Genomic DNA, 19030 nt, shown 5'->3' with positions numbered 1-19030 from the left:
CCAAGACTGTTAGTCTCGAAACTTCATCGACGCAGGAGGTGCCCAGCGTGTCTGACACCCTCGTCGATTCTGGCCAGGATATAGATGCGGGCCTGGCATATCTGTCGATCCGGCAGCGGTACTGGCTGCTCGCCGTGGCTTGTATGGACGTCTCCATCGTGATCGCGTCAATGGTGGCCCTCAACGCCGCGCTGCCCGACATCGCCCGCGAGACCGCCGCCACCCAGGCCCAACTCACGTGGGTGATCGACGGGTACACCCTGGTGCTGGCCTGCCTACTCCTGCCCGCGGGCGCGATCGGGGACCGCTACGGCAGACGCGGCGCCCTACTGACCGGCCTTGCGGTCTTCGTCGTCGCCTCGGCGGCACCGATGCTGTTCGACGACCCCGTCCAACTGATCGCTTCCCGTGCCGTGGCCGGGGCCGGTGCCGCCTTCATCATGCCGGCCACCCTGTCGCTGCTGACCGCTGCGTTTCCAAAGTCCGAGCGCAACAAGGCAGTTGGGATCTGGGCCGGCGTTGTCGGATCGGGAGCCGTCTTCGGCTTCCTGATCACCGGTGGGTTGCTGCACTTCTGGCCCTGGCAATCCATCTTTGCGACCTTCGCACTCGCCGGGGTCGGGTTGTTCATCCTGACTTGCACCGTGTCCTCCTCCCGGGATGAGGATGCCGCGCCGCTGGACTGGATCGGCGCGGTACTGATCGGCGCGGCGGTGGCGACCTTCGTGCTCGGGGTGGTCGAAGCCCCGGTGCGGGGCTGGACGCACCCGATGGTGTGGGGCTGTATGACCGGCGGAATCGGCCTCGCGGTTGCGTTCGCGTTCGTGCAACTCAGACGCCGCTACCCGCTGCTCGACGTCCGGCTGTTCAGAAAACCCGACTTCGCCACCGGCGCGGTGGGCGTCACGTTCCTGTTCTTCGCGAACTTCGGCTACTTCTTCGTCAGCATGCAGTACATCCAGCTGGTCATGGGATACAGCCCGATTCAGACGGCAATCGCCCTCTGTCCATTGATGATTCCCGTGCTTCTCCTGGGCGCCACCACGCACCTCTATCTGCCGCGGCTGGGCTTGCGTCTGTGCGTGACGATCGGGCTTCTGGTGATCGCCGCGGGCCTGTCGTGCATGCGGCTGCTGCAGCTCGACTCCGGCTATCTCGACTACACCTGGCCACTGCTGATCATCAGCACAGGCATCGGCCTGTGCACTGCACCAACGACATCGGCCATCATGGGCGCGGTCCCCGACGAGAAACAGGGCGTGGCGTCCGCGGTCAACGACACCACCCGGGAAGTCGGTGCCGCCCTCGGCATCGCGGTGGCCGGGTCCATCCTGGCCGCCCAGTACCAGAATCACCTGGGGCCCAAGCTGACCGGCCTACCCGCCGAGATACGCGAGCCCATACTCAGCTCGCTGGCCGAGGCACTCGCGGTGGCAGGGCAACTTGGTCCGCAGGGCACGGCGGTCGGCACGCTCGCCAAGCAGGCATTCCTGGACGCGACCAACTCAGCCCTGCTGGTGATGGCGGTGGTGCTGGCAGTGGCCGCGGTGTTCGTCGGGATCTGGGCGCCGGGCCGCGACGGTGAGCAGCTCCGGGCCATCCGGCGGCTCAGGTCGCGAGAAACTCCGCAGCCCGATGACCGATCATGGCAATGGTCGCGTGCGGGCCGCGACTGGTGATGGCCGGCATGATCGACCCGTCCACCACCCACAACCCCTCGACCCCCAGCACCCGGCAGGTCGGGTCGAGTACCGCCTCAGCCCCCGTCCCCATCGGCGCGGTGCCGGCCAGATGCTGCGATGTCGACCACGACGCATCACCGACTTCAGCTGTGTGACAGACCAATTCGCGAGCCAGTTCGGCGCCTTGACGCAAAGCGTCCACATCCTCGGCCACGGTGTCATAGCGGTGCTCGATGACCGGCGCCACCTTTGGGTCGGCTGACGCCAACCGGACCCGGCCCCGCGAGTGCGGACGCATCAGCGCCACCCCCAAGTGCGGAAGTTCGGCGGGGTCATGCCCGGGCCCGTGCACCATGGCCGCGAAGCCGGCAGTGTAGGGACGTACCTCGATACCATCGGCAGTGGTGAGCACGGCCTCCAACGGCGGCAGGTCGTGCGTCGGCGCCCAGGAGACAGGTAGCACCCATTCCGGATGGTCCACGGTGTGCATGCCGACCGGTAGGCCGGAGACCACCTTGATGCCGAGAGCCTCAAGCTCGGCCGCCGGCCCGATACCGGACAACAGCAGCAGGTGCGCTGATCCGATTGCCCCGGAACACAGGATGATTCGATCAGCACTGAGAACCGACCCGTTGTCGCACCGCACCCCGACAGCCCGATTCGCACGGAACAGCACGCGGCCGACTCGGGTGTCGGTCACCAGCCGGAGATTCGGCCGGCCCAGGGCGGGCTGCAGGTAGGCGCCACCCGGCCCAACCCTGTTGCCGCCGTTGATGTTCAGCGGAACGGCACCCACGCCCGGCGGCAGCGGCAACGGAACGTCCGAACCGTTGAGGTCGTCGATCCAGCCGAATCCGGCACTGGTCGCCGCATCGACGAATGATGCTGTGCAACCGTCGAATTCACGTACCCGACGGACGGTTATCGGCCCGCCGTCCCCGTGCAGGGCGGTGCCGAAATCCAGGTCGGTCTCGATGGCGCGGAAATGCGGCAGCACATCGTCCCAGCTCCACCCGGGCACGCCCCACCGCTCGAAGTCGCTCGGCAACCCCCGGCAGAAGTACCCACCGTTGACCGCTCCGGAGCCACCCACCACCGACCCCCGCATGATCTCGGTGTGCCGCGGCGGGTTGTCGGTCAACACCGATGCATAGTGCCGGACCACCGAGCTCGCGGCTCCGATCGGCAGCCGCAGGGCATCGGTGATCTGTGCCGCCACCCGCGGGTCACTCGGCGCCGGACCAGCCTCCACGATCGTGACCCGACAGCTGGGATCGACGGAAAGCCGTTCAGCCAGAATTGATCCGGCGCTTCCGGCACCGACGATCAGGACATCGCGCTCCAACTCGCGTTAGCTCCGCAGCTGCGGCTTGAGCGCGCCCAGCTGACGTTCCCGCACCACACCGGTCCACAAGCCGATCCCGTAGGCGAGATCGTCCAGACGCTTGAGCAGGATGTGGGTCAGCAGACCGACGGGTTTGGTGTCGTCGTCGGCATTGCCGCGCCGGGTCGCCCAGTCGACCACGCCGTCGAGCACCGCGGCCACCAGCACCGCGTGTCTGGCCCGCCGGAACATCAGGGCGGCAACCAGGGCGACCGGCCAGTAGTGCCGACAGATCGCCGAACACAACTGGAGGGCCGCCGACCACAGCCCGCGCGCGGTCACCGCGGCGACCTCGGTGGGTTCGGTATCGACGTTGCTGAGGGACCGTGCGATCCGCCGGCCGGTGAAGATCGCGATCACCACCGAGCCGAGGTACCCGAAACACGACCCCATGGCCAGGAGCAGCCACACCATCAGCGTCCACCCGGAGATCACCACCGGGGCGGTCTTGCCCGGATGCCGGACGGTCAACGGTGCCGCCGACGTACCGTAGAAAGCCTTGCGGTTGAACCACTCTCGCAGATCCGTCCGGTGATCATGAGCAACCAGCGCGATCGGTTCATACCGCAGGCGGGCCCCGGTTTCGACCAGCCGCCAGCACAGGTCGACATCCTCACCGGAGTGCATGGTCTCGTCGAATCCGCCCACCGCGGCCAGCGCCGAGCGCCGGCAGATGATGGCAGCACTCGGTACGTAGGACACCGGGCCGTAAGGCACCACCGGCGCCTCCCGCAACCCGAGGTCCAACGACGAACGAACGGCCTCGTACCGGGCGACGACGTTGTCGGCGGTGTGCAGCCCGACGATGCGCGGCGCCACCAGGGCCACCGCCGGGTCGCAGAAGTGTCCGAGCAATGCCTCCAGCCACCCACGCCGCGGCACCACATCGGAGTCCAGGAACGCCACGAAATCGGTCTCCGTCGCGGCCAGGCCGGTGTTGCGGGCGGCCGCCGGACCGTTGCTACGGAAGTGCCGGAGGACCTGCACGTCGCAGTGCATGCCGGCGAACTCTGATTGCGCGACCGGAACCGCCGAGCCGTCGTCCACCACGATCACCCGAAGGCCCCGCAACGCCGCGATCAGCCGATGCAGACCGGATACGTTGTCGCGCACCGGAACAATGACCGTGACGTCACGGTGCGACGGCCCGCTCGGCGGGCGCGGATGCGCGACCGTGGCGTCGAGCAAAGTCCGGGCCAGTTGCGCGCTCTGCGCGTCGTGCACTTCCAGACGGCCGCCGTTGAGCATGGTCTGCGCCATCGGAGCCAGCTGCAGCAACCGGGTCGGCGACCCGCCGAGTAGGGCCGCGCCGGCCCCGAGCACCTTGACCCGGCGATCCACCTGCACGGCGAAACCGTCGGGCAGCCTCGGTCCGGTCATGTCAGCAATCCGTTCCGGTCCGGCTGCCAACGCCGCATCCGGCCGGCGCAGCCGTTGACCATCTCAGCAAAGATACGCTCCCCCTCGGCAGCTGTGGCGGTTGTCGGATCACCCAGTACGCCGGCTTCGCTGACCGCAGCAATCCCGCCACTGCGCATCGCCGGCATGAGCTCGGCCAGTGGCGCGGTGTTGCCCGGAGTCAGCTCATCGATCCAGACATCGCCGGGCGAAATATGTAGCAATACAGATGTTTCGGTATGCCCCGCGTGCGCATCGGCACCCACGGCCGTGCACGGAACCCAGCCGACGTCGCGGCCCTCCCGGCGCAACAGGGCCACCGCAGCGGCCAGCGCCTCCACATTCCCCCCGTGACCATTGACGAAGACCAGTCGCGACGCCCAGTTCAACGCAGAACGTCCGTACTCCAACAGCAACGATCGCAGGGCCGCGGTGCCGATCGACACCGTGCCTGGGAACCCCTCGTGCTCGCCACTGGCGCCGTAATGGACGGCCGGCGCGACCACCCAGTCACCGGCCGATACGCCGGCGAGGTGGTCGGGCAGTGCCTGCGCCACGGCGGCGGCGATACGCGTGTCGGTGTCCAGGGGCAGGTGCGGGCCATGTTGCTCGGTAGAGCCCACTGGGACGATCAACATTGGCGACAAGCTGCGTAGCTGTCTCGACGTTGAGTTCCCGAGCCCGCTGGGGAAAGCCACGTGCCGATGGTAGGCCGAATTCACCTACTGTGCGCCAATTGTTGGAGCACAGGCAGCAATTGATTTGCCTTTGCTTTCCCGGCACCCGCCATCGGCATCACGTACGTCCCTCCCGCCACCCCTGTCACGCTGCACCTTAGGGTGACGGTAAGCCCCTCAGGCGCCCGCGCGCGGCACACCGAGGGTTCGGGTGAATCCCTCCGGGACCAGAATGTCGTCGGGCGTCAGGTCGTGGATCGAGGACTTGCCCAACCCACGCAGCGCGGAGTCGATGCCGCCGCTGAGAATGTCCAGCACGTTCTCGACACCCGCCTGGCCGTTGGCTGCCAGGCCCCACAGGTAGGCCCGTCCGATCATGACGGCCCGGGCGCCGAGCGCCACGGCCTTCACGACATCGCTGCCGCGTCGGATCCCGCCGTCCAGCAAAACCTCGACCTGGTCCCCCACCGCGTCGGCGATGGCAGGCAGGCAACGGATCGCCGCCGGCGTGCCGTCCAGGTTGTTGCCACCGTGATTGGACACCGTGATCGCCGAAACACCCGCGTCCACGGCACGTTTGGCGTCGTCGACCCGCACCATGCCCTTCAGCAGGAACGGGCCGCCCCACTGCTCGCGCAGCCAGGCGATGTCCTCCCAGGTCGGCGGCGGCGTGCCCATCCACTGCCCGTAGGCGTCGAAGAACGCCGGTCCCGGCTCGCCACGCCGGCCCTGGTTCGGCACCCGCAGGTCCGGCGGGCGAAGGTGCTTGCCGAAGCTCCACAGCCAACGCGGCTTGGTGAGCACCTCCGGAGACATCCGCAGCATGGTCTTGAGATCCATTCGCTCCGGGATCTTCGGGCTACCCCAGTCGCGGCCGTGGCTGAAGCTGTAGTCGGTCGTGGCGATCATGCCGACCGCACCTGCGTCCTTCGCGCGCTGCACCCGCTCGGCGATCTCGTCGCGGGACCCGAGCCAGTAGATCTGGAAGAAGACCTTGTCGTTGACGGCGGTGACTTCTTCCATCGGCTTGCTGGCAAACGACGACAGCCCCATGGCCGTACCGCGCGCCGCAGCCGCGCGGGCCACGGCCACCTCGCCGTCGGGGTCGATCGCCTGCACGCCAGTCGGCGAGATGATGACGGGCATCGAAATGTCTTGCCCCATGACCGTTGTCGACATCTCACGCTTCTCGGTGGCGCCGAGGACATGCGGGGCGAAACCGAGTTCGGCGAACGACTCCACGTTGTCGGAGACCGTCACACCCTTCTCGCTGGCAGAGATCAGCGACGAGTAGGCGGACTTGGGCAGCCGCTTGCGCGCCCGCTGCTGAGCGATGGCGACGGTCTCGAACCAGGTATCACGAGCCATGGGTTACACCGGACTTTCGTTACAGATACGGGCCGGCGGCTTGGTCAGCAACTTCAGTGCCACCGGGCCCTGCTTGGTACCGCGGGAGTGATCGCCGCTGGGCTTGGGTTTGATGCGCTCCTGTGCCAGAGCCGGCTCGCCCCAGCCTTCGACGCACTCGGGGTCCGGCCCGTCCATCGGCAGACCGGTGAAGAACTTGGCTGCCATGCAGCCGCCACGGCAGGCGTCATAGTGTCCACAGCCGCTGCAGGCGCCGGCCGACTGCGGCTCGCGCAGCTCGCGGAACAACGGGGAGTTCTGCCAGACGCTCTGGAAGCCGGTGCCAAAGCCGGTGTCCTCCAGGATGTTTCCGGCCAGAAACTTGTCGTGGATGGCGAACGGGCAGGCATAGACATCGCCCACCGGATCGATCAGGCACACGACCCGGCCGGCGCCGCACAGGTTCAGCCCGGCCAGCGCGCCGGGCTCGCCCAGGCCCGACAGGTGGAAGAACGAGTCACCGGTCAGCACGCGCTCGCCGCGGGCGACCAGCCAGTTGTACAGCTGGCGCTGCTGGTCCTGGGTGGGATGCAGCTCGTCCCAGACATCGGCGCCTCGGCCCGACGGACGCAGCCGCGTGATCCGCAGCGTGGCACCGTACCGGTCGGCCAGCGCTTTGAACTCGTCGAGTTGGTCGACGTTGTGGCGGGTGACCACCACGGAGATCTTGGCATCGGAAAACCCTGCGGCAGCAAGGTTTTCCAGCGCACGCACGGCCATGTCGAACGAGCCCTTGCCGCGCACCGCGTCGTTGACCTCGGCGTTGGCGCCGTCCAGGGAGATCTGCACGTCGACGTAGTCGCTCGCGGCGAGTTTCGCGGCGATCTCCGGCGTGATTCGCACCCCGTTGGTGGAGAACTTGACCCCGACGTGGTGCTCGGTCGCGTAATCGACCAGTTCCCAGAAGTCCGGGCGCACAGTCGGTTCCCCGCCGCCGATGTTCACGTAGAACACCTGCATGCGTTCCAGCTCGTCGATGATGTCCTTGCACTGCTGTGTGGACAGTTCGCGCGGATCGCGCTTACCCGACGAGGAGAGGCAGTGCACGCACGCCAGGTTGCATGCGTAGGTGAGCTCCCAGGTCAGACAGATCGGGGCATCGAGTCCGTGCTCGAACTGCTCGACGAGCCTTGGAACAGGCGTGCGTACGGGCGCAACAGAAGTCATTGTGAATTCCCAGGGATGAGCATCTTCGAGGACACCAGCACGCTCAGCGCGTGCAGGTAAGGGCCTTGGTCGGAGTCGGCGATACCGACCGCGCGACACGCGGACCGGGCGTCGGGGTGATCAGCCAGTGAGTTGACCACCTCGACGACCGTCCGATTCTTCAGAAACGACAGCTTGCGGGTTCCGAAGTGATACAGCAGGGCACCGAACGGCTCCGGCCGCACCGCCACCTGGTGGTGCAACCGCCAGCTGACATTCGGGTCGAATACGACGCCGGTGCGCCCGGCCGTATCGGCAGCCTGTGCGGACACTGTCAGTAAACCCCGCACATACCGTCGATCGAGACCTCTTCGACGAGCGTCTCGGTGGCGAGCTGGGTTTCCGTCTCAACCTGCGGGTTCTGATCCATGAATCGCACCTTTCCTACAACTGTTCCTGTAACTGTGGGTCTCGACAATTGTGACCTGAGTCGCAAGAATATGGCATCGAGTGCACAAATGGAAGGGCGGGTTTTATGCGGCAGGCATCCGGGCCCCGGGTCGGTCGGCGCCCGTCCACCACGCAGGACCACATCACCGACGTCGCGCTGGCGCTGTTCGCGACCCGCGGCTTCGACGAGGTCAGTGTCGATGACGTCGCCAAAGCCGCCGGCATCGCGCGCCGCACACTGTTCCGCTACTACGCCTCCAAGAACGCCATCCCATGGGGAGATTTCGACGCCCACCTGCAGAACCTGCGCGACCTGCTCTCCTCCCTGAGCACAGATATCCCCCTGGCCGAGGCACTGCGCGAGGCCCTGTTGTCGTTCAACACCTTCGATGCCCAGGAAATGACCCAGCACCGCCTCCGCATGCAGGTCATCCTGGGAACGACCGGGCTGCAGGCATATTCGATGACGATGTACGCCGGCTGGCGTGAGGTCATCGCCACCTACGTGGCACAGCGAATCGGCGCGGCACCCCACGACCTGATGCCACAGACCGCCGGCTGGCTGATGCTCGGCGTCGCACTGTCGGCATATGAGCACTGGCTCGCCGACGAGTCCGTCTCCCTGCCGCACACCATCGCCCGGGCCTTCGAAGTGGCACGTCCCGGCTTGGAGGCCTTGGCACCGGCGGGAGTGGACACCGCTCCCTCCGGGTAACCAGGTGCCGACCGACACCCGGAGGTGAACCGTGCGGAAACCGGATAGGACGCCCACCGCGGCCGAACTGGCCGCCCTGATCGTTGCGCTGATCGTCGGATTCGGCGTCGCCACCTACTTCGGAAGCCTGGTCGCCGGTATCGCCGTCGCGATCGGCATCGCGATCATCGGAGCGGGCTTCTTCTACGCCAAGACCTGATCCGGCGGCAGCGCATCCCACACATCGGCAAGCGCCGCAGGCCCCTGTGGACTCAGCGGCTCGGTGAGCATCACCGGTGCCTGCGACATGAAACGCGGTGTGCTGCCACGGTGTACGTCAGCGGCATGCGCAGTGAACGGATGCAGCACATACATGTCACCGGGCCGTCCCGTCGCATATGCCACGGGACGGGTCCGGCTGGCTTCGTCCACCACGCCACCGGCTTCGACGAAGTCGATCGGATCGGGACCCAGCACCCGGGCTGTGTCCCGATGCGAACCGACCCGGATACGCGTCGGCGCGTCAGCGGGCCCGACCTCTGACAGCAGGGTCAACACGAGGACGGTGCGTGGACGACCGCTGACGGCCCACTCCCCACCTGGCAGCGGGGTGTTGGCGTCCACGTGCCAGCCCCGGTCGTCTGCGGGCGGATCCACCGGGAACCGGACCGGGATATGGCCCAGGGCACCGCGCGGTAGCCAACCTCCTTCTCCGCAGATCCGGTCCAGGGCCTCGGCCAGCGGGGCGCTGCTCACCACCTGCCCGAACGGGCCCGCCCCCGTCAGATCTGCCGCCCACCGCACCGGCATGGTCCACGATGCCGGTTCATCAGGCGAGAGCCCGATCTGTGCCCACAGCAGATCCCTGGCCGCATCGGCGATTTCGGCCGGAACGGCCTGTTCGATCTTGACGAACCCGTTCCGTGTGAATGCATCGACGTCCACCACACCGACCACCATGACGCACCTCTGCTGACCAGCGCCAACGAATTTCCGGCGAAAAATTCTTCGCCAACCCCGTCGGAGTTTGGTGCCCGGCGGCGACGATAAGGGTGTGAGCGCCGAAACAGACGCCCCGCGGGTGCTGCTGAGGTGCTACGACGAGGCCCTGCCAGTGGTGTACGGCTACTTCGTACGACGCTGCGGTGACCGCGGAACCGCCGAGGACCTGACGTCGGAGACGTTCCTGGCCGCGATGGATGCGGCCCGCCGACCGTCACCGCCGCAGATCTCGGTGCCCTGGTTGATCGGCGTGGCCAAGCACAAGCTGGCCGACCACTACCGGCGCCGGCACGACCGCTTCACCGTGCCGGTGGCCGAGTTGCCCGAACCGGTGGAGCCGACCGACGACTGGGACGCCGAGCTGGATCGCATTGTGGCCGAATCAGTTTTGTCCCGGCTACCCGAGCACCACCGCACCGTGCTCGTCCTGCGCTACGTCGATGACCGCACGGTCAGCGAATGCGCTGAGCTGATCGGCCGCACGGTGCACGCCACCGAGGCGCTGCTGGTGCGGGCCCGCCGCGCCTTCAGAGCCCAGTACCCGACACCGGAGGGAGGGACGTCGTGATCAACAACCACGATCCGCTGACGGTGCTGAGCGGCGACGACCAGCCGGTCTCCCCCGATCCGGCATTCGCGGCCAGGCTGCGCGCCCGGCTGGAATCGGCCCTCACCCTGCCCACCCACGCCCAAGGAGTTGACATGAGCGGAACCGACACTGCCATCGCCGAACTGAACCAGCCCGCGGCCACGCCGGCTCCCCCACGATCCGCTGTTGTGGCCTACCTGGCCGCGCCCGACGCCCGTGCCGCCATTGCCTGGTACCGCGACGCGCTCGGTGCCGTTCCGGCCGGCGAGCCGATCGTGATGGACGACGGCCGCATCGGGCATGCCGAGCTCGAGCTGGCCGGCGGCATCTTCTACCTGGCCGACGAGTTTCCCGAATTGGGCTTGAAAGCACCAGCGCCACAGTCCGTTTCAGTGAGCCTGATGCTGAATGTGCCCGACACCGACGCCGTCCTGGAGCGAGCCAGGACCCTGGGTGCGCAAGTGCAGCGCGAACCTTACGAGAACTACGGCACCCGCAACGCCGTGATCATCGACCCCTCGGGCCACCGGTGGATGCTCACGGGTCCGGTCGCGGTACCGGATTCGCGGCCCGCCGCGGTGTCAGATTCGCGGCCCGCCGCGGTCGTTCCCATCCAGCACGGCGACGTCGGCTACGTCTCGGTCTGGGCTCCCGACGCCCAACGTGCCGCCCGGTTCTACGGCCACGTACTGGGCTGGACCTATGACCCGAACACCCATGAGGTCACCAATACCCGACAACGCATCGGCATCTACAGTGTCGCCTCACCGCAGGGCATGCTGTGCTGCTACGCCGTTGCCGACCTCGCCGACGCCCGGCAGGCGATCATCGACGGCGGCGGGCACGTCGGCGAGACGCTGGAGTTCGAGTTCGGCACGGTGCTGGATGCCACCGATCCACTGGGCACGTCGATCGCAGTGTTCCAGCCCGCCCCGGGAACCCCTCGTCCGGAGCTCAACGGCGCTGGGCCGGGCGAACTTTCGTACATCACCTACGAAGTGCCGGACTCGACGGCGTTCCAGGGCTTCTACAGCCGAGTGCTGTCGTGGACCTTCGAGCCCGGCCGGATCGACGACGGCTGGGGGGTTCAGGGTAGCCAGCCGATGTCGGGCATGGCCGGGGGCGCCCCGCGGGCAGTGACGGTGCCTATGTGGACGGTCGCCGATATCGACGCCGCGGTCGCCCGAGTCGTCGAGGCCGGCGGAACCGTGCTGCAGCAGCCGTCACGACAGCCCTACGGATTGATGGCCGAGTGCACCGACGACCAGGGCAGCCGGTTCTACCTCGGCCAGTTCTAGAGCGATTTGGGTGCATCCGGTAACGCTGAGCGTTACCGGATGCACCCAAATCACCGGGAAAGTCAGCCGAGGACGTCGGAGATGGGGGCGCCGGCGGCGATCTTGCCGCGGGCCTTCATCACTTTGCCGGGCATGCCGCCGCCGACCACACCGACCACGACACCGTCACGCTCGTAGTAGGCCAGGAACTTGCGGCCGTCGTCCTCCACCACGTGCACGACATCGTCGGCCTCAGGCTCACCCAGGCACTGGATCTTGACGTCGTACTGATCGCTCCAGAAGTAGGGCACCGATACGACCGGAGAGGCCTCCTGGCCCAGGATCGCCGGCACCATGGCCCGCGCCTGGTCGGCAACGTTGCTCCAATGCTCAACGCGCGCTTGGTCACCCACGTGATCACGCCACGACGCGACATCACCGATGGCCCACACGCCCGCGGCGCTGGACCGGCCGACCTCGTCGCACACCACGCCGTTGTCGAGCTCGATACCGCTGCCCTCGAGCCACTCGACCGCCGGGTGCGAGCCGATACCGACCACCACCAGATCGGCGTCGAGTTCGGTGCCGTCACCGAGCACCACCTGCTCGACCTTGTCGGCGCCGCGCACCTCGCTGACCCCGACACCGCAACGCACGTCGACCCCTTCGGCCTGGTGCAGCCGGGTCACCAGGGCCCCGATCTTCTCGCCGAGAACCGAGGCCAGCGGCGTGGGCTGCGGCTCCACGAGTACCACCTCCACGCCCAGCTTGCGCAGGCTGGCGGCGACCTCGCAGCCGATGAAGCCGGCACCGACCACCACGGCGCGCTGCGCCTTTCCGGCGTGCTCGCGCAGGGCCATGCTCTCGTCGTAGGACCGCAGCACGTGAATACCCGCCAGATCGCCGAATGACCGGATCCGCCTCGGCACCAGCCCGGTGGCGATGACGAGCTCGTCATAGGCCACGTCGCTACCGTCGGCGAGCTTCAACGTCTTGGCGGCGGTGTCCACCGATTGCGCCGCGGAACCGAGCCGCAGCGTGATGTCGTTCTCGGCGTAGAACTCGGCCGGCTTGAGCGTGACGTCATCCGTCTCCGCACGCAGCACTTCCTTGGACAGCGGCGGCCGATCGTAGGGCAGATGGTCCTCGTCGCTGACGATCGTGATGGGCCCGGCGTACTCCGAACGGCGCAGCTGTTCGGCCGTCCGGGCCGCAGCCAAGCCGCCGCCGACGATGACAATGCCCGCCGCTGATCCCGTTGAAGTAGTCACGTGGGGTTTTTACACGATCGGGCTTGAGCGTTGTGCGCCACCCTACGTTCGCAGGTGTCGATGACCCGCGTCACGACCGGCCCCGGTCGATGATGTTCGACAACACCACGATGCTCTCACTGCGCTCGATGCGAGCCGTTGAGCGGATGCGCTCCAGGGCTTCCTCAAGGTGACGCATATCGCGGGCGAGCACATGCAGGATGGCGTCGGCGGTACCGGTGACCGTTGCCGCGCTGACCACTTCGGGGATGTCGATCCAGGCCGCGCGCAACTGATCTGGCGCGATGGTGCCCTGACAGAACACCTGCACGTACGCCTCGGTGCTCCAGCCCAGGACATTGCGGTCGATCACCGTGGTGAAGCCCCGGATCACCCCGTCGGCGACCATGCGGTCCACCCGCCGCTTCACCGCGGGCGCCGACAGATTCACCCGTTGCCCGATCTCGGCGAATGTCGCCCTGGCGTGCTCGGTGAGTTCGGCCAGAATCCGCTCGTCGGTGTCGTCCAGACGTTCCACATCCACCTCCACGCAACAAACCTTCGCACATCCGTGTTTCATGCAATATATCGCTGCATATCACGCAACAGGCGGTAATTGATTGCGCCGCGGAACCTCCTTATCGTCGATTCATGACGATTTTCGACGAAGTCGTGCCTGGCACGGTGCCCCAAGCAGTCGGCGCCGTGTCACCCGCGCGGAGCGCCGTGTCACCCGCGCGGAGCGCGACGAACCGCCGATACGCCATGACCGCCCCGGAACACTTCACCGTCGAATACGCCATCAACCCGTGGATGGACATCTCCACGCCCGTGGACACCGCGCTCGCGCTGGCCCAGTGGGACACGCTGCGACGGGTGTACGCCGATCTGGGCCACACCGTCGACCTGGTGACGCCGCGCCGCGGCCTGCCCGACATGGTCTACGCCGCCAACGGGGGCTTCCTGATCGGGGACATCGCGGTGGTGGCGCGCTTCGCCTACCCGCAACGCGCCGGTGAGGCCGGCGCCTACTCCGAGTGGATGGCCGCGGCCGGCTACCGGACGGTGTGCACCGACCATGTCAACGAGGGCCAGGGCGATCTGCTACTCGTGGGGTCAACCTTGTTGGCCGGATACGGTTTTCGCACCGATCGACGCGCCCACGACGAGATCGCGGCCGCTACCGGCCTCGACGTGATCAGCCTGGAACTCGTCGACCCGCGCTTCTACCACCTCGACACCGCGGTGGCAGTGCTCGACGACACGACGATCGCCTACTATCCCCCGGCCTTCAGTGACGACGCCCGCCGGCGGATTGCCGAGCTGTTCGGCGACGCCATCGAAGTGGGCTCGGCCGACGCCTACGTCCTCGGCCTCAACGTGGTGTCCGACGGCCGGCACGTGGTGATGCCCGCCGCTGCCACCGGATTCGCCGACCAACTGCGCCGGGCCGGGTTCGAGCCGATCGGCGTCGATTTGTCCGAACTCCTCAAAGGCGGGGGATCCGTCAAATGCTGCACCCTGGAGCGTCATCCATGACCATGCTGGACAGTGTGGACAACCAGGCCACCCCGGATCCGGCGACCGCCGCCGCGATCGCGCTCGACGATCGCTACGTAGCCCACAACTACTCACCGCTGCCGGTGGTCGCGGAAAGCGCCGAGGGGGCCTGGATCACGGACGTGACCGGCCGGCGCTACCTCGATTGCCTCGCCGCCTATTCGGCGGTCAACTTCGGCCACCGCAATCCCGAGATCATCGCCGCCGCACACACTCAACTGGACCGGCTGACCCTGGTGAGCCGAGCCTTTCACTCCGACCGGCTCGGCCCGTTCGCCGAGGCACTGGCCCAATTGTGCGGCAAGGACATGGTGCTTCCGATGAACAGCGGTGCCGAGGCCGTGGAGAGCGGCATCAAAGTGGCCCGCAAATGGGCCACCGATGTCAAGGGCGTACCTGCGGACAAGTCGAACATCATCGTGGCGCACAACAACTTCCACGGCCGCACCACCACGATCATCAGCTTTTCCGACGACGACACCGCACGCCGCGGCTTCGGTCCGTACACGCCCGGATTCCGGACGGCGCCCTTCGGCGACCATCGCGCGCTCGAGGCGGCGATCGACGAGAACACCGCCGCGGTGCTGATCGAGCCCATCCAGGGCGAGGCCGGCATCATCGTCCCGCCCCACGACTACCTGCCGCAGGTCCGCGACATCTGTACCCGCAACAACGTGCTGATGATCGCCGATGAGATCCAGTCCGGCCTGGCCCGCACCGGCCGGACCTTCGCGTGCGAACACTGGGATGTGGTTCCCGACGTATATCTGCTCGGCAAGGCGCTGGGTGGTGGCGTGGTGCCGCTGTCCGCGGTGGTGGCCGACCGCGACGTGCTCGGCGTGCTGCATCCTGGCGAACACGGCTCCACCTTCGGCGGCAACCCGCTGGCCGCGGCGATCGGCACGACCGTGGTCGGCATGCTGCGCCGGGGCGAATTCCAGCTCCGTTCAACCGAACTCGGACAACACCTGCACGACGGGCTGACCAGGTTGATGGGGCACGGCGTGACGGCCGTGCGAGGCATGGGCCTGTGGGCCGGCGTGGACATCGACCCTGACCTGGGCACCGGCAAGCAGCTCGGCCTCGCGTTGGCCGAACGTGGCGTGCTGGTGAAGGACACCCACGGATCGACCCTGCGGTTCGCGCCGCCGCTGGTGGTGACCGCCCACGAGCTCGACTGGGCCATCGACCGATTCGCCGACACCCTGGCCGAGGCGCGCCGATAATCGGTTGACCGGCAGCAAGGAGGCACCATGTCCGCCCCAGCCAACAACCTGACCAGCCAGATGTTGCGGCGCAGGCCCGTCTTCGGAGCACCGGTGGCTCACGGCGCGTCCGACCATCTCCGGCGAAGTATCGGCACGTTCCAGCTGACGCTGTTCGGTGTCGGCGCCACGGTCGGCACCGGCATCTTCATCGTGCTGCAGCAGGCAGTCCCCAAAGCCGGTCCCGCAGTGCTGGTGTCATTCATGGTGGCCGGTGTCGCCGCCGGCCTGTCTGCGATCTGCTACGCGGAAATGGCTGCGGCAGTGCCAGTTTCAGGATCAACGTACTCCTACGCCTACACCACCATGGGCGAGTTCATCGCGATGGGCGTCGCAGCCTGTCTACTGCTCGAATACGGTGTCTCCATGTCGGCCACCGCTGTCGGCTGGAGCGGCTATCTCAACCAACTGCTGGACAACCTGTTCGGCTGGCGGTTGCCACACGCATTGTCCGCCGCCCCGTGGGGCGATGACCCCGGCGTGATCAACCTGCCCGCCACAACCCTGATCGTCATGTGCGCTCTGCTGCTGATCCGCGGTGCCAGCGAGTCCGCCGCGGTCAACACCGTCATGGTGCTCCTGAAACTGTGCGTGCTCGGCATGTTCGTGGCCATCGCGTTCACCGCGTTCACCACCGATCACTTCGCCGGGTTCTGGGACAAGGGATTCACCGGCATCACCGCCGCGGCCGGCACCATCTTCTTCACGTTCATCGGCCTGGACGCGGTGTCCACCGCGGGCGACGAGGTGAAGAACCCGCAGAAGACCATGCCCCGGGCGATTCTCGGCGCACTGATCGTCGTCACGAGCATCTATATCTTGGTCGCGTTCGCCGGCCTGGGCACCCAATCCGCCGATGAGTTCGGTTCCGACGCACAATCCGAGGCCGGACTGTCGGTGATGCTCACCAACATCCTGCACGGCCAGACCTGGGCCAGCACCGTCCTGGCCATGGGCGCGGTCATCTCGATCTTCTCGGTCACCCTCGTGGTGATGTACGGCCAGACCCGCATTCTGTTCGCGATGGGACGCGATGGCCTGCTGCCCCCGATGTTCGCAAAGGTGAACCCGCGCACCATGACTCCGGTGAACAACACCATCGTCGTGGCCGCGGTGACCGGCACCCTCGCCGGGTTGGTGCCGCTCGACTATCTGTGGGATCTGGTGTCGATCGGAACCCTGGTGGCATTCATCGTGGTGTCCGTCGGCGTGATCATCCTGCGGGTGCGTGAGCCGGACCTCCCGCGAGCGTTCAAGGTTCCCGGTTACCCGGTGACACCGGTCCTTTCAGTGCTGGCCTGCCTGTTCGTCCTCTATGGCCTGCCGCCCATCACCTGGCTGTGGTTCAGCATCTGGGTTGCCCTCGTCCTGGCGTTCTATCTCCTGTGGAGCCGACATCACAGCGCCCTCAACGACGGTGGCGACGGCTACATACCGGGCGTGGCAGCGGGCGAGGACGACGTGATGATCACCCCCGGAGCCGAGGAAACCCGATGACCGTCGTCGTCGGATACCTGGCCGGCAAAGGCGGGGTGTCCGCGCTGCACCTCGGGGTCGGTGCAGCCCGGACCCTGAACACCTCGCTGTCGGTGGCCACCGTCGTGCCGCGTCCGTGGCTGAACCCGTCACCGGCCCGCGTCGATGCCGAATACGCCGAGTACGCCGCACAATTGGCGGCGTCCTCGGCCGAGCAGGCAAGGCAGCACGTGACCGCGCTCGACGACGGCCTCCACGTCAGCTTCCACAAGTTCGCGCACCGCTCCGTCTCGGGCGGCCTGCTCGAGGCCATCGGCGCTCTCGACGCCGAACTACTCGTCCTCGGCTCCGCATCGGAGGGCCAACTGGGCCAGGTGGTGGTGGGCTCGACCGCCGATCGGCTGCTGCACTGCTGTCCGGTTCCGCTGGCGATCAGCCCGCGCGGCTACCGACGGCCGAAATCCGGTGTACTGGCGCGTATCACATGCGCCTATCCCGGATCTCCCGAAGCGGTGGCGGTGGTTGAACAGGTCGCCGACCTGAGCCGACGTCTGGGCACGCCGATGCGGATGGTCACGTTCGCAGTGCGGGGACGCAACATGTACCCGCCGACTGTCGGACTGCACGCCGAGGACGCGATCCTGCAGGAGTGGGCGAAACAAGCGCAGCAGGCGCTGATCCGCTTGAAGGACGACAAAGTCATCGGCGACGACGTTGATCTGCAGGTCGCCACCGGCAACGACTGGAGCGACGCGATCGATGCCATCGACTGGCTCGAGGGCGAGATCCTGGCGATCGGGACCTCGCCCGGCGGCGCGGTCGCCCGGGTTTTCCTGGGCTCACACGGTTCAAAAATTCTGCGGCACAGCCCGGTTCCGGTTCTCGTCCTCCCGGGCTGATTCCCGCGAGAAAAGTCAGTACTTGAGCACGCCCCGGTCGACGGCAATCTGGCTGCCCGACAGCGTGGCCGAGTTGTCGCCGGCCAGCCAGGCGACCACATCGGCAACTTCCTCGGGCGCCATGAACGCCGCGAGTCCCTCGTTCTTGCCGTCGGTCACCTTGTGATACGGCATCGGGGCGAAACTGTGCAGGAAGCTCGGGAACTTGGAGAAGATCTCGGCCATTGCCTCCGGTTCGATCATCGGAGTGTCGATCGAGTACGGATGGATCGAGTTGACCCGGATGCCGTACTCGCCCACCTCGAGAGCCAGTGTGTTGGTCAGTGCCACCAGACCGTGTTTGGAGGCCGAGTAGTGACCGTTGCCCGGGGTGGCTTTCACACCGGCCGAGGAGCTGACGATGATGATCGACCCGCCATTGCCGGCCTCGATCATCGCGGGCACCGCGGCCCGGATGGTCCGCCAGGTGCCGTTGAGGTTGACGTCGACGACGGTGTCGAACTGCTCGGGGCTCAACTCCCACAACCGGCCCCAGCTGAGCACCCCGGCATTGGCGACCACGATGTCGAGCCGGCCGAACTGCTCGACGCCGTCGGCGACCACCTGCTGCTGGGCCGCCAGATCACGGATGTCGACCTCACGCGCGAGCACCTTGCGGCCCGCGGCCTCCACGGCGGCGACAGTTTCGGCCAGATCCTCCGGTGTCGCAGCCGGGTACGTGATCGTGTCGGCGACCGGACGGCACACGTCGACGGCGATGATGTCGGCGCCTTCGTTGGCCAACCGCACCGCGTGCGCGCGCCCTTGTCCGCGTGCAGCACCGGTGACAAACGCCACCCGGCCTTCCAGTGTTGCGTTACCTGCCGCCATCCCA

At 67.1% G+C, this 19030-nt stretch carries 20 protein-coding genes; 9 read left to right on the top strand and 11 right to left on the bottom strand.

The genetic code is table 11. The annotated features are described in order from the left end of the window. Positions 1 to 47 precede the first annotated feature (47 nt). Complete coding sequence (locus ACZYZF_RS10115) at positions 48 to 1679, top strand: MFS transporter (RefSeq protein WP_463745012.1); 1632 nt, start codon at positions 48 to 50, stop codon at positions 1677 to 1679. On the opposite strand, the gene mftG is transcribed toward ACZYZF_RS10115, so the two are convergent. The 7 genes from mftG to mftA form a co-directional block, all read right to left on the bottom strand. After that, positions 1609 to 3027, bottom strand: a complete 1419-nt coding sequence (mftG, locus tag ACZYZF_RS10110) for a mycofactocin dehydrogenase MftG (protein ID WP_463835542.1) — start codon at positions 3025 to 3027, stop codon at positions 1609 to 1611. The two genes, ACZYZF_RS10115 and mftG, sit on opposite strands and share 71 nt — an antisense overlap. 6 nt (positions 3028 to 3033) lie before the next feature. Then, positions 3034 to 4446 carry a mycofactocin biosynthesis glycosyltransferase MftF gene (gene mftF, locus ACZYZF_RS10105; protein ID WP_463835540.1) on the bottom strand — a complete coding sequence of 471 codons (1413 nt, stop codon included), beginning with the start codon at positions 4444 to 4446 and terminating at the stop codon, positions 3034 to 3036. Beyond that, complete coding sequence (gene mftE, locus ACZYZF_RS10100; RefSeq protein WP_463745015.1) at positions 4443 to 5186, bottom strand: mycofactocin biosynthesis peptidyl-dipeptidase MftE; 744 nt, start codon at positions 5184 to 5186, stop codon at positions 4443 to 4445. Before mftE ends, mftF begins: the two co-directional genes overlap by 4 nt. Before the next feature lie 132 nt (positions 5187 to 5318). Further along, on the bottom strand, positions 5319 to 6509 hold the full coding sequence (gene mftD / locus ACZYZF_RS10095; protein ID WP_463745016.1) for a pre-mycofactocin synthase MftD: 1191 nt from the start codon (positions 6507 to 6509) through the stop codon (positions 5319 to 5321). Positions 6510 to 6512: 3 nt separating this feature from the next. Next, on the bottom strand, positions 6513 to 7715 hold the full coding sequence (mftC, locus tag ACZYZF_RS10090) for a mycofactocin radical SAM maturase (protein ID WP_463745017.1): 1203 nt from the start codon (positions 7713 to 7715) through the stop codon (positions 6513 to 6515). Beyond that, positions 7712 to 8026: a mycofactocin biosynthesis chaperone MftB gene (mftB, locus tag ACZYZF_RS10085; RefSeq protein ID WP_463745018.1), complete on the bottom strand. Its 315-nt coding sequence runs from the start codon at positions 8024 to 8026 to the stop codon at positions 7712 to 7714. The genes mftC and mftB overlap by 4 nt, the downstream gene beginning before the upstream one ends. A gap of 2 nt (positions 8027 to 8028) precedes the next feature. After that, complete coding sequence (gene mftA, locus ACZYZF_RS10080) at positions 8029 to 8124, bottom strand: mycofactocin precursor MftA (protein WP_463745019.1); 96 nt, start codon at positions 8122 to 8124, stop codon at positions 8029 to 8031. Between the two features lie 105 nt (positions 8125 to 8229). Between mftA and mftR the strand changes: the two genes are divergently transcribed. Further along, positions 8230 to 8859: a mycofactocin system transcriptional regulator gene (mftR, locus tag ACZYZF_RS10075; RefSeq protein WP_463835538.1), complete on the top strand. Its 630-nt coding sequence runs from the start codon at positions 8230 to 8232 to the stop codon at positions 8857 to 8859. Between the two features lie 31 nt (positions 8860 to 8890). After that, on the top strand, positions 8891 to 9058 hold the full coding sequence (locus ACZYZF_RS10070; RefSeq protein WP_463745021.1) for a hypothetical protein: 168 nt from the start codon (positions 8891 to 8893) through the stop codon (positions 9056 to 9058). Here the strand turns inward: ACZYZF_RS10070 and ACZYZF_RS10065 are convergent. Further along, entirely contained in the window at positions 9043 to 9798 is a 756-nt protein-coding gene (locus tag ACZYZF_RS10065) for a phytanoyl-CoA dioxygenase family protein (RefSeq protein WP_463835537.1), read from the bottom strand. The genes ACZYZF_RS10070 and ACZYZF_RS10065 overlap by 16 nt on opposite strands. A 94-nt stretch (positions 9799 to 9892) precedes the next feature. Between ACZYZF_RS10065 and ACZYZF_RS10060 the strand changes: the two genes are divergently transcribed. Together ACZYZF_RS10060 and ACZYZF_RS10055 are read left to right on the top strand one after the other, a co-directional pair. Further along, a complete protein-coding gene (locus ACZYZF_RS10060; protein ID WP_463835535.1) occupies positions 9893 to 10408 on the top strand; it encodes an RNA polymerase sigma factor in 516 nt (171 codons plus the stop codon). Beyond that, positions 10405 to 11727 (top strand): VOC family protein, encoded by a 1323-nt coding sequence (locus ACZYZF_RS10055; RefSeq protein ID WP_463835534.1) that lies wholly within the window; start codon positions 10405 to 10407, stop codon positions 11725 to 11727. Before ACZYZF_RS10060 ends, ACZYZF_RS10055 begins: the two co-directional genes overlap by 4 nt. Before the next feature lie 62 nt (positions 11728 to 11789). Here the strand turns inward: ACZYZF_RS10055 and ACZYZF_RS10050 are convergent, their stop codons facing one another. Then, positions 11790 to 12977, bottom strand: coding sequence for an NAD(P)/FAD-dependent oxidoreductase (locus ACZYZF_RS10050; protein WP_463835532.1), 1188 nt, complete (start codon positions 12975 to 12977; stop codon positions 11790 to 11792). Positions 12978 to 13047: 70 nt separating this feature from the next. Beyond that, complete coding sequence (locus ACZYZF_RS10045; RefSeq protein ID WP_463835871.1) at positions 13048 to 13494, bottom strand: Lrp/AsnC family transcriptional regulator; 447 nt, start codon at positions 13492 to 13494, stop codon at positions 13048 to 13050. Between the two features lie 227 nt (positions 13495 to 13721). Between ACZYZF_RS10045 and ddaH the strand changes: the two genes are divergently transcribed. Genes ddaH through ACZYZF_RS10025 form a run of 4 tightly spaced genes read left to right on the top strand, consistent with a single transcriptional unit; the run spans position 13722 to position 18156 of the window. After that, positions 13722 to 14495: a dimethylargininase gene (gene ddaH / locus ACZYZF_RS10040; RefSeq protein WP_463835869.1), complete on the top strand. Its 774-nt coding sequence runs from the start codon at positions 13722 to 13724 to the stop codon at positions 14493 to 14495. After that, on the top strand, positions 14492 to 15742 hold the full coding sequence (rocD, locus tag ACZYZF_RS10035) for an ornithine--oxo-acid transaminase (RefSeq protein ID WP_463835530.1): 1251 nt from the start codon (positions 14492 to 14494) through the stop codon (positions 15740 to 15742). The genes ddaH and rocD overlap by 4 nt, the downstream gene beginning before the upstream one ends. A gap of 27 nt (positions 15743 to 15769) precedes the next feature. After that, positions 15770 to 17278 (top strand): amino acid permease, encoded by a 1509-nt coding sequence (locus ACZYZF_RS10030; protein WP_463835528.1) that lies wholly within the window; start codon positions 15770 to 15772, stop codon positions 17276 to 17278. Further along, positions 17275 to 18156, top strand: coding sequence for a universal stress protein (locus tag ACZYZF_RS10025; protein ID WP_463835527.1), 882 nt, complete (start codon positions 17275 to 17277; stop codon positions 18154 to 18156). The genes ACZYZF_RS10030 and ACZYZF_RS10025 overlap by 4 nt, the downstream gene beginning before the upstream one ends. 15 nt (positions 18157 to 18171) lie before the next feature. Here ACZYZF_RS10025 and ACZYZF_RS10020 read toward each other — a convergent pair whose 3' ends face one another. Continuing rightward, complete coding sequence (locus ACZYZF_RS10020; RefSeq protein ID WP_463745029.1) at positions 18172 to 19026, bottom strand: mycofactocin-coupled SDR family oxidoreductase; 855 nt, start codon at positions 19024 to 19026, stop codon at positions 18172 to 18174. Positions 19027 to 19030 lie beyond the last annotated feature (4 nt).

The organism is Mycobacterium sp. IDUB_24 (assembly GCF_055419385.1).
Note: the sequence above shows the minus strand (reverse complement) of the source record. Positions and strands in the feature narration are given on the sequence as shown.

Excerpts from the sequence above, each read along its gene's own strand:
- ACZYZF_RS10020 (WP_463745029.1), bottom strand. The coding sequence starts at position 19,026 with ATGGCGGCAGGTAACGCAACACTGGAAGGCCGGGTGGCGTTTGTCACC.
- rocD (WP_463835530.1), top strand. The coding sequence starts at position 14,492 with ATGACCATGCTGGACAGTGTGGACAACCAGGCCACCCCGGATCCGGCG.
- ACZYZF_RS10025 (WP_463835527.1), top strand. The coding sequence starts at position 17,275 with ATGACCGTCGTCGTCGGATACCTGGCCGGCAAAGGCGGGGTGTCCGCG.
- ACZYZF_RS10030 (WP_463835528.1), top strand. The coding sequence starts at position 15,770 with ATGTCCGCCCCAGCCAACAACCTGACCAGCCAGATGTTGCGGCGCAGG.
- ACZYZF_RS10065 (WP_463835537.1), bottom strand. The coding sequence starts at position 9,798 with ATGGTGGTCGGTGTGGTGGACGTCGATGCATTCACACGGAACGGGTTC.
- mftF (WP_463835540.1), bottom strand. The coding sequence starts at position 4,446 with ATGACCGGACCGAGGCTGCCCGACGGTTTCGCCGTGCAGGTGGATCGC.
- mftA (WP_463745019.1), bottom strand. The coding sequence starts at position 8,124 with ATGGATCAGAACCCGCAGGTTGAGACGGAAACCCAGCTCGCCACCGAG.
- mftR (WP_463835538.1), top strand. The coding sequence starts at position 8,230 with ATGCGGCAGGCATCCGGGCCCCGGGTCGGTCGGCGCCCGTCCACCACG.
- mftC (WP_463745017.1), bottom strand. The coding sequence starts at position 7,715 with ATGACTTCTGTTGCGCCCGTACGCACGCCTGTTCCAAGGCTCGTCGAG.
- mftD (WP_463745016.1), bottom strand. The coding sequence starts at position 6,509 with ATGGCTCGTGATACCTGGTTCGAGACCGTCGCCATCGCTCAGCAGCGG.
- ddaH (WP_463835869.1), top strand. The coding sequence starts at position 13,722 with ATGACCGCCCCGGAACACTTCACCGTCGAATACGCCATCAACCCGTGG.